Origin of the sequence: Paucibacter sp. TC2R-5, assembly GCF_025717605.1 — a bacterium.
In the GTDB taxonomy this organism is placed as follows: Bacteria; Pseudomonadota; Gammaproteobacteria; order Burkholderiales; family Burkholderiaceae_C; genus Paucibacter_A; species Paucibacter_A albus.
In genome coordinates this window covers 35,246-47,634 of sequence record NZ_JAJIRQ010000010.1, presented here as the reverse complement: position 1 = coordinate 47,634, position 12,389 = coordinate 35,246, and the positions used below count along the sequence as shown (strand labels likewise).

General features: G+C 61.8%; 12 protein-coding genes. 7 read left to right on the top strand and 5 right to left on the bottom strand.

The features are described from left to right. The first annotated feature begins 9 nt into the window (after positions 1-9). Positions 10-471, top strand: a complete 462-nt coding sequence (locus LNV08_RS20650) for a SixA phosphatase family protein (RefSeq protein WP_263535628.1) — start codon at positions 10-12, stop codon at positions 469-471. On the opposite strand, the gene ppx is transcribed toward LNV08_RS20650, so the two are convergent. Beyond that, positions 468-1,994 carry an exopolyphosphatase gene (ppx, locus tag LNV08_RS20645; RefSeq protein WP_263535627.1) on the bottom strand — a complete coding sequence of 509 codons (1,527 nt, stop codon included), beginning with the start codon at positions 1,992-1,994 and terminating at the stop codon, positions 468-470. The two genes, LNV08_RS20650 and ppx, sit on opposite strands and share 4 nt — an antisense overlap. Before the next feature lie 229 nt (positions 1,995-2,223). Here ppx and LNV08_RS20640 point away from each other — a divergent pair, with 229 nt between their 5' ends. Beyond that, on the top strand, positions 2,224-3,012 hold the full coding sequence (locus tag LNV08_RS20640; RefSeq protein WP_263535626.1) for a ZIP family metal transporter: 789 nt from the start codon (positions 2,224-2,226) through the stop codon (positions 3,010-3,012). 17 nt (positions 3,013-3,029) lie between these two features. Here the strand turns inward: LNV08_RS20640 and LNV08_RS20635 are convergent, their stop codons facing one another. The 3 genes from LNV08_RS20635 to LNV08_RS20625 all read right to left on the bottom strand — a co-directional run bounded on the left by LNV08_RS20635 (position 3,030) and on the right by LNV08_RS20625 (position 5,644). Further along, the gene (locus tag LNV08_RS20635) at positions 3,030-3,464 is read right to left on the bottom strand and encodes a universal stress protein (protein WP_263535625.1); all 435 of its coding nucleotides are present in this window, start codon (positions 3,462-3,464) and stop codon (positions 3,030-3,032) included. A 95-nt stretch (positions 3,465-3,559) separates the two neighbouring features. After that, entirely contained in the window at positions 3,560-4,423 is an 864-nt protein-coding gene (locus LNV08_RS20630; protein ID WP_263535624.1) for a sulfurtransferase, read from the bottom strand. A 108-nt stretch (positions 4,424-4,531) separates the two neighbouring features. Further along, positions 4,532-5,644 carry an aromatic ring-hydroxylating oxygenase subunit alpha gene (locus LNV08_RS20625; protein ID WP_263535623.1) on the bottom strand — a complete coding sequence of 371 codons (1,113 nt, stop codon included), beginning with the start codon at positions 5,642-5,644 and terminating at the stop codon, positions 4,532-4,534. A 299-nt stretch (positions 5,645-5,943) separates the two neighbouring features. On the opposite strand from LNV08_RS20625, the gene LNV08_RS20620 reads away from it, so the two are divergent. From LNV08_RS20620 to folE2, 4 genes are all read left to right on the top strand, one after another. Then, positions 5,944-6,204 (top strand): exodeoxyribonuclease VII small subunit, encoded by a 261-nt coding sequence (locus tag LNV08_RS20620; protein ID WP_263535622.1) that lies wholly within the window; start codon positions 5,944-5,946, stop codon positions 6,202-6,204. Next, positions 6,189-7,094 (top strand): polyprenyl synthetase family protein, encoded by a 906-nt coding sequence (locus LNV08_RS20615; protein ID WP_414858778.1) that lies wholly within the window; start codon positions 6,189-6,191, stop codon positions 7,092-7,094. Before LNV08_RS20620 ends, LNV08_RS20615 begins: the two co-directional genes overlap by 16 nt. A gap of 14 nt (positions 7,095-7,108) precedes the next feature. Beyond that, positions 7,109-9,043, top strand: a complete 1,935-nt coding sequence (gene dxs / locus LNV08_RS20610) for a 1-deoxy-D-xylulose-5-phosphate synthase (RefSeq protein WP_263535621.1) — start codon at positions 7,109-7,111, stop codon at positions 9,041-9,043. A 95-nt stretch (positions 9,044-9,138) separates the two neighbouring features. Continuing rightward, on the top strand, positions 9,139-9,936 hold the full coding sequence (gene folE2, locus LNV08_RS20605) for a GTP cyclohydrolase FolE2 (RefSeq protein WP_263535620.1): 798 nt from the start codon (positions 9,139-9,141) through the stop codon (positions 9,934-9,936). 97 nt (positions 9,937-10,033) lie between these two features. On the opposite strand, the gene LNV08_RS20600 is transcribed toward folE2, so the two are convergent. Further along, positions 10,034-10,984 carry a LysR family transcriptional regulator gene (locus LNV08_RS20600; RefSeq protein ID WP_263535619.1) on the bottom strand — a complete coding sequence of 317 codons (951 nt, stop codon included), beginning with the start codon at positions 10,982-10,984 and terminating at the stop codon, positions 10,034-10,036. Between the two features lie 116 nt (positions 10,985-11,100). Between LNV08_RS20600 and lysA the strand changes: the two genes are divergently transcribed. Beyond that, the gene (lysA, locus tag LNV08_RS20595) at positions 11,101-12,345 is read left to right on the top strand and encodes a diaminopimelate decarboxylase (RefSeq protein ID WP_263535618.1); all 1,245 of its coding nucleotides are present in this window, start codon (positions 11,101-11,103) and stop codon (positions 12,343-12,345) included. Positions 12,346-12,389: the final 44 nt, after the last annotated feature.

Sequence of the window (12,389 nt, the reverse complement as noted above, 5' to 3'; positions counted from 1 at the left end):
GCTGGCGCAATGGATTTGATCTTGTGGCGTCATGCCGAGGCTGAATTGCTGCGCGAAGGCAGCACCGACCTGCAGCGCTGTCTGACGCCCAAGGGAGAGCGCCAGGCCAAGCGCATGGCAGCATGGTTGAACCAGCGCATGACGGCCAGCACGCGCGTGCTGGTCAGCCCGGCGCAGCGTACCGTCAGCACGGCCGAAGCGCTGGGGCGGGAGTTCCGCATCGTCCCCAGCATTGCGCCCGACGCCAGCGTTGAAGACCTGCTGGCCGCTGCACGTTGGCCGGATGCGACCGAGCCCACGCTGCTGATCGGCCATCAGCCCACGCTGGGCATGTTGGCGGCGCTGCTCTTGACCGGGCATGACCAGCCCTGGTCCGTCAAGAAGGGCGCAGTCTGGTGGCTGCGCTCGCGCGAGCGTGACGGGCAGTCCGAGCTGCTGCTGCAGGCGGTGCAGGCGCCGGACTTTCTTTAGGCGATCGTCAATTCCAGCACGCCGCTACGGCCCCAGGCCAGCGCTTCTTCTTGCAGCAAAAAGTGAGTCCTGGGATGCTCGGCGGCCCAGCCTTTGGGGAGCGTCAATTGCACCCGTCGGCCTTGGCGGCTCAGTCGCATGGCCAAGGGGTTGACCGTGCTGCGTGCATGGCATTTGATCGAGGCCAGTCGCAAGCTCAGCAATTGCCAGAGCAGGCTCTCATCATCGAGCAAGCCATCCAGCTTGCGCAGGCCACCGCGCTGACCCAGGGCCAAGTCGCCCAGGCGCTTGAGCTGGTCTTGCGAGAAGCCGGCTGCGTCCACATGGGCCAGCAAATAAGCGCTGTGGCGGTGGTGGTCGTGGTGCGAGACCATCATGCCGATCTCGTGCAAGGCGGCCGCCCAGTGCAACTCGCGCCGGCGTTCCCCGTCTGTGCGTGGCAGCAGTTGGCGGTGCAGCGCTTCGGCCACCGCCTGCACGCGGCCGGCCTGTTGCAGGTCAACGGAGAAACGCTGCTGCAGGCCCGCGACCGAAGCGTCACGCATATCGAGCGCGGTCAGGCCCAGGGCGGCGGCGCTTTCGGCTTCAAGCCGTTCGATCAGATCGAAGATAACGCCTTGGCGCAGCGCTCCCTTGGCGGGCAGCAACTCCTCGATGCCGAACTGCGTCAGCAAGGTGTAGAGGATGCACAGGCCGCCACCGACCACGGCGCGGCGGTCTTCTTTCAGGCCGGGCAGCTTGAGCTTGTCCATGCTGCCAGCCGCCAAGGCCTGCTCAATACACCAGCGCAGCGCGGCTTGGGTGATGCGGCCATCGGTCACGCCGCTGGCGGCCAGAATTTGCGCCACCGCGCCGACCGTGCCTGAGGAGCCCAGTGCCTCTTGCCACAGGGCCGGCTTGAACAGCGTCAAGGCTTCTTCCAACTCGGCGCCGGCCGCGACCTGGGCCGCGCGGAAGGCGTCAGCGGTGAACTTGCCCTCGGGGAAGAAGCGCAAGGATAGGCTGACACTGCCGACCTGAAAGGATTCGGCTCGCTGCGGCTTGCGGCCCTTGCCCAGAATCATCTCGGTCGAACGCCCGCCAATGTCGATTACCAGGCGTGGCAAGTTGGACGGCTGCATGCGCGCCACGCCGGCAAAGATCAGCCGCGCCTCTTCGCGGCCCGAAATCACCTCGATCGGGAAACCCAAGGTTTCTTTGGCACGCTCCAAAAATGCGTTGCGGTTGCGTGCTTCGCGCAAGGTTTGCGTCGCGACGGCACGCACACGCACGGCGGGGAATCCGTTCAGCCGCTTGGCAAAGCGAGCCAGACAGTCCAGCCCGCGCTGCATCGCCGCTTCGGTCAACATGCCCTCGGCGTCCAAGCCAGCGCCCAGGCGTACGGTTTCTTTCAGGTATTCGAGACGCTTGTACTGGCCGCGCGGCATATGCGCAATTTCCAGTCGGAAGCTGTTGGAGCCCATGTCGATGGCGGCAAGTGGGGCGGCTAGGTCGGAGCTCAAGGGAGTAGCGGGCAAATTCATGCGCGCGATTGTCGGTGTAAATGACGACAAATTTGGGACAGCCGATGCGCTTTCATGCGCTCGGGCGCCTGCCTGCGCCGGATAACAACAGCCGAGCCGAGTCCGCCGGGAAGGCTTGCCGCTTGACACGGTTGATAAGATGTTGGCCTGCGCGACGCGCGGCTGCCTGAATTTAAGCCGCGCCGACTGGGCGCGGTTCTAGTTTGGGCCTGCAGTTCACTGGAAAACCATGACTCTTCTCTATATCGTGCTGGCGACCTTGGCCGGCGGGCTGCTGTCGGTCTTGATTGCCGCCAGCCTGACCGTGAGCCTCTTGGGGCGTGTGGTCAAACATTTGGTCAGCTTATCGACCGGCATCTTGCTGGGCACGGCCTTGTTGCAAGTGCTTCCCGAAGCCTTTGATGGCCGCGCCAGCCCGCAGTCGCTGTTCATGACGCTGTTGGGCGGCCTGATGTTTTTCTTTTTGCTCGAGAAGGCTGAGCTGTACCGTCACACCCATCACCATGAGGGCGATGGCCATCACCATCATCATCACTTTGACGTCGAGCAGGCCGGCAAGGGCGGCACCAGTGTGCTGGTCGGCGACAGCATCCACAACTTCTGCGACGGCATCATCATTGCGGCGGCTTTTTTGACCGACCCCTATTTGGGACTGGTGACCTCGCTGGCCATCATTGCGCATGAAATCCCACAAGAGGTGGGCGACTACATCGTGCTGCTCAATGCCGGCTTCTCACGCTCCAAGGCCTTGTTGTTCAACGCGCTGTCCGGCCTGGCCGCGGTGATAGGCGGCGTCGTCGGCTACTTTTTGGTCGGCCCCTGGGAAAGCTTGTTCCCCTATCTGCTGGTGGCCGCAAGCAGCAGCTTTATCTATGTCGCGGTGGCGGATTTGATTCCGCAGTTGCAGCGCCGCCTGCCCTGGCGCGAAACGGTGCTGCAACTGGCCTGGCTGGGCGGCGGCTTGGGGCTGGTGGTGATGGTCGTGGCGGTTTCCAGTCACGGCGGCCACGGCCACTGAGTCAGGCCCCAGCTGGTTTAGCGAACCACGAGCACCGGTGTGGTGCAGTGGGTCAGCACCTTCTGCGTCTCGCTGCCGAGCAACAAGGCTTGCACACCGCGCCGGCCATGCGAGGCCATAACAACCAAGTCACATTGATTGCTGCTCGCATGTTCGATGATGGCTTCCCAGGCATGCAAGGCCTCGACGGTATGGCCTTCGCAAGCGACGCCGGCGGCAGCCGCAGCGTCCATGGCCGCCTTGACGCGGGTGGCAGCGATGCGTTCCTGAACGTCAAAAAATTCCTGCGGCGGTGTCGGCTGCATCTCGGACACGGCGCTGTAGGGGAAGGGTTCTTTGACGCTCAAGGCGTACAAAGTGGCGCCGTGAAGGCGTGCCATGCCGACAGCAGTGTTGAGTGCCTTGGCGCTGATGTCAGAGCCGTCGGTTGGAACAAGAATTCGCTTGAACATGGTGACAATCCTCCGTTGAAATGCTCTGCAGTGTCGAGCGGCGAGGGCGGGGCTATCTTGCGCTATGTCAAGGGTACTCGCCATCCCTAAGGCGCTCAGCCTTTGGCGATGGGTCGCCTTGAATCGGCCGACCATTCGCTCCAGGAACCGGGGTAAAGCAGCGAGCCGCTCAGGCCGGCGTACTCCATGGCCAATAGATTGTGGCAGGCCGTAACGCCGGATCCGCACTGATGCACGACTTGGGCGGCCGGGTAGGGTGCCGTCAAAGCCTCGAACTCGGCCCTCAATTCAGGCGCGGTCTTGAAGCAGCCATTGGCTTGCAAGTTGTTTTTAAACAAGCGGTTGCTGGCGCCTGGGATATGGCCGGCCTGCTTGTCCAAGGGCTCCAGCTCGCCACGAAAGCGCTCGGGCGCCCGGGCGTCGATCAGCCTGACTCGGCCCAGGCTGGCTTGTAACTTGGCGGCGTTCAGGCTGGGGCTCAGGCAATCGGCGGCGGCGAAGTCACTTGCCTGCGCATTCGGAGTGGCCGTGGTCATGGGCAAACCTGCCGCCAGCCAAGCTTGTTGGCCGCCGTCAAGCACGGCCACTTGCCTATGGCCTACCCAGCGCAGCATCCACCAAAGCCTGGCCGCATACATGCCGCCTTGATTGTCGTAGCTGACAACTTGCTGGCCCGGCCTCAGGCCCAAGGCGGCGAGGCGCTTGGCGAAATCGGCTCGCTCCGGCAGTGGGTGGCGGCCGCGAAACTGGCCCTGGGAATCAAGCTTGGGTCCGCTGAGTTCGCGGTCCAGGTGCAGGTAATGAGCGCCGGGCAGATGTCCCTGGGCATAGGCGGTTTGGCCGGCCTCGGTGTCGGCCAGATCAAAGCTGACGTCAATCAAGAGCGGTGTCTGACCTAGTAGGGTCAGGTCTTGCAGCTGCGCCACCGAGATAAGAGTCTGATAGTTGGCTTGGATCATTTTGGCTTGGCCTGAGTTGACTGCAGGCATTATGGCCAAGCCATGAAAAACGCCCCGGCAGCGAGGCTGCGCGGGGCGCTGGATCTGATGGGCTGGCGCCGTTGAGGGTCAAGCTCGGATATTCATCTCGCGTCGGTACCACTCATGGAAATGCAGCATGCCGTCTTCCATCGGGCTCTGGTAAGGGCCGACCTCGTTGTCGCCGCGTTCCATCAAGGCACGCCTGCCGGCGTCCATGCGCAGCGCAATTTCGTCGTCCTCGACACATGTTTCCATGTACGCGGCTTGGTGGGCCTCGACGAAGTCGCGCTCGAAGGCGGCGATTTCTTCCGGATAGTAGAACTCGACAATATTGGCGGTTTGCTGTGGGCCCTTGGGGAATAGCGTCGACACCACCAGCACATGCGGGTACCACTCGACCATGATGTGCGGGTAATAGGTCAACCAGATGGCGCCAGCCTTTGGGGTCTCGCCGCCGCGGAACTTCAGCAATTGCTCGTGCCAGCGCTCGTAGACGGGTGAGCCAGGCTTGGCCAAGTCTTTGTGGATGCCGACCTTTTGCACCGAATGGTGGCGACCCATCTCCCAGGCCAGATCGTCACAGGTGACAAATTGGCCCAGGCCCGGATGGAAGGGACCGACGTGGTAGTCCTCCAGGTAGACTTCGATAAAGGTCTTCCAGTTGTAGTCGCATTGGTGCACATGGACCTTGTCCAGCACATAGCCCGAGAAATCGAGTTCGGCCGCAACACTCAGCTTGGATAATTCTGCGGCGACGTCGTGACCGTTGTCCTCGAACAGCAGACCGTTCCATTCGCGCAGTTTGTAGCGGTTCAAGTTGAGACAGGGGTCCTGCTCAAAATGCGGCGCGCCGACCAACTCGCCCTTGAGGTCGTAAGTCCAGCGGTGCAGCGGGCAGACGATATTGCTGCGCGTGTTGCCCCGGCCGCGCAGCATCACCGCTTGGCGATGCCGGCAGACATTGGAGATCAGCTCCAGCCCTTGGGGGGTACGCACCAGGGTGCGGCCCTCTCCTTCTTGGGGTAGCGCGTAGTAGTCGCCAATTTCGGGCACGGCTAATGCGTGACCGAGATAGCGGGGGCCGTTTTGGAAAAGCTGCACCTGTTCTTGGCGAAACAGGGCCTCATCAAAATAGGAAGTTACAGCTAACTGCGTCTTGCTGCGTTCAAGCGCTGAGAGGGAAATACTCAGGTCGGACATGATCCAGTCGGTTCTCCGAGAATCCAGCCACCCGTTCAGTCTCGGCCGGCGGGCTGAGCTGGGGTTGACCCGCTTGCGAAGCGGAAGGATTCTTGTGCCGGCCTGTTGTCAATCAGCTGCCGGGTTCGCGAAATAAAAGCTGGATAGCCATCAAAAGCGGATCCAGAAAGGGCGCGATTGTACCCAGCGGGCGAAAAGCCGTGTTGTGCTCTGTCAATACGACCTTTGGGGTGGGCGTGGCGGGCTTGTGACAGTCCTTATGGCCTCACTGACTACAATCGCCGCTTTTGCATAACGCAATGACCAGATCCAGCACCAGCGCCAAACCCGCGTCAAAAGACGCGGCGCCGACAGTGGCTACCAGCTACGAGCATGCGCTCGGCGAGTTGGAGCGGCTCGTGGCCGTCATGGAAGCGGGCCAACTGCCGCTGGATCAGTTACTTGAGAGTTACCAACGTGGGGCAGAACTGCTGGGATTCTGCCGATCGCGACTTCAGGCCGTAGAACAACAAGTCAAGGTGCTGGAGGGCGAGGAATTGAAACAATGGGGAGAGTCCTGAGCGTGAATGCCCGTGAGTTTGAAGAATGGATGCAGCGCTCACTCGCTGCATGTGAGGCGGCGCTCGACGGCTTTGTGCCGATTGATGCGCCGGTGGGGCTGGGCGTGGCGATGCGCTATGCCGTGCTCGACGGCGGCAAGCGACTGCGGCCGCTGCTGGTCTTGGCGACCTGCGAGGCGGTTGACGGCGATCGGGAGGCCGCAATGCGGGCCGCCTGTGCGGTGGAGTTGATCCATGCCTATTCCCTGGTCCATGACGATATGCCTTGCATGGATGACGATGTGTTGCGTCGTGGCAAGCCGACCGTGCATGTGCAATTCGGCGAGGCGCAGGCGATGTTGGCCGGCGACGCGATGCAAGCCTTGGCCTTTGATGTCTTGACGCCTGACAGCGGCGTGGCGCCGGTTTTGCAAGCCCGGCTGTGTGCTTTGTTGGCTCGCTCGGCCGGCCATGCCGGTATGGCCGGTGGCCAGGCCATCGATTTGGCAAGCGTTGGCTTGTCGCTCGATGAGGCCACCTTGCGCGATATGCACAGACGCAAGACGGGTGTGCTGCTGCAGGCCAGTGTGATGATGGGCGCGGCCTGCGCGGAGACGCCAGCGCGGGCGACGGAGGCGCTGGCCGAATACGGCGCTGCTTTGGGCTTGGCATTCCAAGTCGTTGACGATATTTTGGATGTGACCCAGGACTCGGAAGTGCTGGGCAAGACAGCGGGCAAAGATCAAGACGCCAACAAGCCGACCTATGTCAGCTTGATGGGCTTGGAACCGGCTCGGGCTTTGGCGCAAGAATTGCGATGTCAGGCGCAGCAGGCGCTGGCGGACAGCGGCTTGCCCAACACGGCCTGGTTGAGTATGTTGGCCGATATGGTCGTCGAGCGCGATAACTGAAGGCTGGCCCAGAGATGAATTACCCCCTCTTGCGAACGATAGACAGCCCTGCAGATCTGCGCCGCCTACCGCGCACGGAATTGGTCAAACTGGCCGGTGAGTTGCGCGCCTATGTGCTGGATACCTTGTCTAACTCCAAGGTTGGTGGGCATCTGGGCTCCAATTTGGGCACGGTCGAACTCACGGTAGCGCTGCACTATGTGTTCAATACACCTGAAGACCGTTTGGTTTGGGATGTGGGTCACCAGACCTATCCGCACAAGGTCTTGACCGGGCGGCGCGAGCAACTGGCGACTATCCGGCACCTGGGCGGCATCAGTGGCTTTCCGCGCCGGGATGAGAGTCCTTTTGATACCTTCGGCACCGGCCATTCCAGCACCTCGATCTCCGCCGCGCATGGCATGGCCATGGCCGCCAAGATCAAGGGTGAAGACCGCCGAGCCGTGGCCATCATTGGCGACGGATCGATGACCGCCGGCATGGCTTTCGAGGCGCTTAACAATGCCGGCGTGCCGCATGGCGGCCTGCTGGGCAATATGCTGGTGATTCTGAACGACAACGATATGTCGATCAGCCCGCCGGTCGGGGCACTTAACAAGTATTTGGCGCGTTTGATGAGCGGCAATTTCTACTCTTCAGCCCGCGAAGGTGCCAAGTCGGTATTGAAGAACACGCCGCTGTATGAGTTTGCCCGCCGCTTTGAAGAACACACCAAGGGCATGGTCGTGCCGGGGACGATTTTCGAGGAGTTCGGCTTTAACTATGTCGGCCCTATCGATGGCCATGATCTGGATGCCTTGATCCCTACGCTGGAGAATCTGCGCGCCAAAAAAGGCCCCCAGTTCCTGCATGTGGTGACCAAAAAGGGTCAGGGCTATAAATTGGCCGAGGCCGACCCGGTCAAGTACCACGCCGCACCCGGTAAGTTTGATCCCGCTGTGGGCTTTGTTAAGTCGGCGACGCCGGCCAAGACGTCCTTCACGCAAGTGTTCGGTGAGTGGTTGTGCGATATGGCCGAGCAGGACAAGCGCCTGGTCGGCATCACGCCGGCGATGCGCGAGGGCTCCGGCATGGTGGAGTTCCACCAGCGCTTTCCGACCCGCTATCACGATGTCGGCATCGCCGAGCAGCATGCAGTGACCTTCGCCGCCGGTCTGGCTTGCGAAGGCTTGAAGCCGGTGGTGGCGATTTATTCGACCTTTTTGCAGCGTGCCTATGACCAGCTGATTCATGACGTGGCGTTGCAGAATCTGCCTGTCGTGTTTGCGCTGGACCGGGCCGGCTTGGTCGGCGCCGACGGTGCCACCCATGCCGGCAATTACGACATTGCCTTCACGCGCTGCATCCCGAATATGGCCGTGCTGACGCCGGCCGACGAGAATGAATGCCGCCAAGCGCTGTTCACCGCCTACCAACACAATGGCCCGGTGACGGTGCGTTACCCGCGCGGCGCCGGGGCCGGTGTCGCGATAGAGAAGGAAATGACGGCCCAGGCCTGGGGGCGCGGCGAGATTCGGCGTGAGTCCAGCAAAGTACAGGCGCGTCCCGGTCAAGATACGCCCCGTATCGCCATACTGGCCTTTGGAACCTTGCTGTATCCGGCTTTGCAAGCGGGCGAGCAACTCGACGCGACGGTGGCCAATATGCGCTTCGTCAAGCCGCTGGATCAGGCTCTGGTGGCCGAATTGGCGCGCACGCATGATGCCTTCGTGACGGTCGAAGATGGTTGCGTGATGGGCGGCGCGGGTTCGGCCGTGATGGAGGCGATGCAAGCGGCTGGCTTTAATTTGCCAGTGCTGCAACTCGGTTTGCCGGATGAATACATCGAGCATGGCGACGTTGCCAGTTTGATGAGCGCCTGCGGTTTGGATGCCGCAGGTATCGAGCAGTCCATCTTGAAGCGTTTTGGTGCCCGGCCAAGTTTGGTGAGGCCGGCCGCGAATCAGTAGCCATCAATCAAGTCCTTGCGGCGGCAGGGCTTGGCAATAGCTGGCATGCTGGGCGCCTTGCCTTAATCAAGTATCCACGGTCCATTTTCTTCAGCATGAATCAAGTCACCAGCGCCCTGCACATCCCCGACACCCAAAGCGAGCGCGATGAGCGGCATCTATTGATTCAGCGCGTTGGCGTCAAGGATGTCCGTTATCCCTTGCAGATCCAGGTCGGCAAGCAGGCGCAAACAACGGTCGGCTCATGGACCTTGGATGTGGCGCTGCCGGCCGAGAAGAAGGGCACGCATATGTCCCGCTTCGTCGCTTGGCTGGACGCTTTGAACGCGCCGCTGACAGCGGAGTCCTTGCGCGAGCTGCACGGCCAGATGCTCAGCAAGCTGGAAGCGCAAGACGGCCGCATCGAGGTGCGTTTTGCCTTTTTCCTGCGCAAGCGTGCGCCGGTGTCCGGCATCGAGAGCATGTTGGACTACCAGGGTGCCTTGATCTCCGAGACACGGGCCGGCTTGACCTCGGTGTGGGCCGAGGTGGCCGTGCCGGTGAAGAGTTTGTGTCCTTGCTCGAAAGAAATTTCGGACTATGGCGCGCACAACCAGCGTTCCTTGGTGACGATCCGGGCTGAGCTGAGCGGCGGCGCGCCCATCAGCTGGCTGGAATTGGTTAGATTCGCCGAAGAAAGCGCCTCCAGCGAGCTCTGGCCGCTGCTCAAGCGCGCCGACGAGAAATGGGTCACCGAGCATGCTTATGAGAACCCCAAGTTCGTCGAGGACCTGGTGCGGGATGTGGCCTTGCGACTGAATGCCGACGCGCGGATTGGGCGTTATGCGGTCGATGTCGAGAATTTTGAATCCATACACAACCACAGCGCTTATGCGCGCATAGAGCGCGCATAAGCCCGCGCTTTGTGCGGCTTGGCGCTGAAGCGCCAAGGCTGTGATTGGACAACGTTAATATCGCGCAGCGATGTGAGCGTTGGCACAACCACAGCGCCTATGCGCGCATCGATCGCTCTAAGTTTGCTGCGGCAGCAAAGCGAATTTGCAGATTTTCAGTTTCTCGCTTTAGGCATTCAATCAACTCGCCCACCAGCGGCTGAGCAGGCCTGTGCAGCGGCAGTAAGGCCGCCACCTTGAACGGCACCGACTCGCTGAACGGCCTCAGATGCAGCTGCGGCCCGGCCAGTGCCAAAGCGGTCAAGGGGTTGACGATGGCCAAGCCCAATCCGGCACTGACCATTGCGCAGACGGCCACTGCGCTATGCGTTTCCATGCGCAGACGCCGGCTCACACCTTGTTGCGCAAAGATCGCGTCGAGCTGGGTCCGGTAGGGGTCGTCGGCGGACAGGCTGACGAAGTCCAAACCCTCAAAATCAGCAGGCGTCAGCACCGTCTTGGCCAGCAGCGCATGGCCTGCCGGCAAGATGCAGACCTCGTCCATCGCCAGCAACGGCAGCAACTGGGTGCCGGCCGGCGCTTGGTGAACCTGCTCGGTCAAGCCCAGGTCAAAGCGTTGGGCGCTCATCCATTCTTCGAGTAGCGGCGACTCCTGCGGCGTGACAGTTAGCTGCACGCCACTGTGCTGGGCCATGAAATCGGCACAGGCGCCCGGCAGCAAGGCATGGCTGAGCGCAGGCAGGCACAGCACGCTTAAGCGCACCGCCTGCTCGGCACGGCCCAAAGCATGCGCACGGCCAGCGATATGGTCCAGGCTTTGGTAGCTACGCTGCACTTCGTCGAACAAGCTCAGGGCGCGGGCATTCGGTTTGAGGCGGCCGCGCAGGCGCTCGAACAGGGCATAGCCGAGCAAAAACTCCAGCCGTGCCAGTTCGCGACTCACGGTGGGCTGTGAGCTGTGCAAGAGGGCGGCGGCCTCGGTCACGCTGCCGGCCGTCATGACGGCGCGGAAGACTTCGATGTGTCGGTGGGTCAGGGCTGCTGCCATGTCAAACCATATCAGATATGAATAAAGCTAAGAATACAAAGCATTTGTGCGAATGATAAGACGCTGGCATGCTGAGTGCATTCTTTGTTCTCGTCCATCTTGTAGGAATCAGCCCCATGCCTGCCGCCACCTTGACTCCCGCCCGTATCCAATCGCTGGCCGCCAGCTTCGGCACACCGCTGTGGGTTTACGACGCCGCCACCATCCGTGCGCGGATCAAGGCCTTGGCCGCTTTTGACACGATTCGTTTTGCCCAGAAAGCTTGCTCCAACACCCATATCCTGCGCCTGATGCGGGAGCAGGGCGTCAAGGTCGATGCGGTGTCGCGCGGCGAAATCCTGCGTGCTTTAGCCGCTGGTTTTGTTGCCGGAGGGGAGCCGTCAGAAATTGTCTTCACCGCTGATCTGTTTGACCATGCGACGCTGGCCACCGTGGTTCAACACCGTGTTCCGGTCAATGCAGGTTCGATCGACATGCTGCATCAGTTGGGGGCGGTCTCGCCCGGCCACCCGGTCTGGCTGCGCATCAACCCCGGCTTTGGCCATGGCCACAGCAACAAGACCAATACCGGCGGCGAGCACAGCAAGCATGGCATCTGGCACACCGAGTTGCTGAATGCTTTGGCTGCGGTGCGCCAGCATGGCCTGAAGCTGGTGGGCCTGCATATGCATATTGGCTCCGGCGTTGACTATGGGCACCTGTCCGAGGTTTGCGGCGCGATGGTGGGTTTCGTCAAGCAGGCCCATGAAGCCGGCCATGATTTGCAGGCGATCTCCAGCGGAGGCGGCCTGTCGACGCCTTACCGCTACGGTGACGCCAGCGTCGACACCCAGCATTACTTCGGCCTCTGGGATGCCGCCCGCAAGCAGGCCGAGGCCTTGCTCGGCCATGCCATCGGGCTGGAGATTGAGCCCGGTCGCTTTCTGGTTGCCGAGTCCGGCGTGCTGATTTCCGAGGTGCGAGCCAGCAAGAACGCGGGCCGCAATCACTTTGTGATGGTGGATTCAGGGTTCAGCGAGCTGATGCGGCCGGCCATGTATGGCAGCTATCACGCGATGAGCTTGATCCCCGCAGATGCCGAGCCTCGCCCGCTGCTAGCCACCGTGGTGGCCGGGCCTTTGTGCGAGTCGGGCGACGTGTTCACGCAAGGCGAGGGCGGGGTGGTTGAGCCGCGTGAATTGCCGCAGGCCCGGGTTGGAGATTTGCTGCTGATCCATGACACCGGGGCCTATGGTGCTTCGATGTCCAGCAATTACAACAGCCGCCCCCTGGTGGCCGAAGTCATGGTTGACGGCGACAGCGAGCGCCTGATTCGTCGCCGCCAGACGGTGGAGGAACTGCTGGCGCTGGAAGCACTGTGACGGTTTTATGGCTATCGCGGGTGCTGGTTGAATAGCCTGGGCCA